This window comes from Vibrio sp. 1249-1 (genome assembly GCF_033340495.1).
In genome coordinates, this window is record NZ_JAWOWJ010000896.1 from 1 (window position 1) to 576 (window position 576).

1 protein-coding gene is annotated in these 576 nt (G+C 51.0%); it reads right to left on the minus strand.

Going from position 1 to position 576, the window contains the following annotated elements:
* Window positions 1-576: sulfurtransferase (locus R7Z50_RS29540; protein ID WP_318150019.1), on the minus strand; the 576-nt coding region annotated here is incomplete at both ends.

A 576-nucleotide genomic window follows, 5' to 3' on the forward strand; every position in this document is an offset into this window, starting at 1 on the left:
GTTGTGTCTTCGTTCAACGCTTTGGTCCAGTTAATGTGAACACTGCTTGGGATAGTGCCCGGACCGTATGCGCCAGAAACCGCAACTTCACCGTTGAACTCGTCGTTGCCGCGAGTATCTAGGATCACCCAATCAGGGTTGTTTTGCGCTGCGATAACCATGTCTAGCGTTGCTAGGGCATTGTTATCTTGTTGTGTGTTAGGTGCGTTGTATTCAACCGCTGCAACGCTTTGGTTTGCAGAGCCAGTTGGGTAGCCAGCGCCCATCCAAGCGTTCAAGCCCCCGTCAAGGTAACGAACATCTTGATGGCCAAGGTTATGGATTTGCCAGTAAAGACGCGCAGCATCGTGGTGTGAGCCCGCAGCGTAGACGACGATTGTGCTGTCTGTTGTTGCGCCGAAGCTGCCTAGGATTGTCTCCATTTCTTCTGTGCTATTACTCATACCGCCGAAGTCGTAGGCGTCTTCAGTCGCTGAGTAATCGTTACGCCACATAGTGTAAGAACCAGAAATAGGACTATCTGGTTTGATAGGGTTTAGCGCACCGATCACAACCACGTCTTTGTCACCATCCATC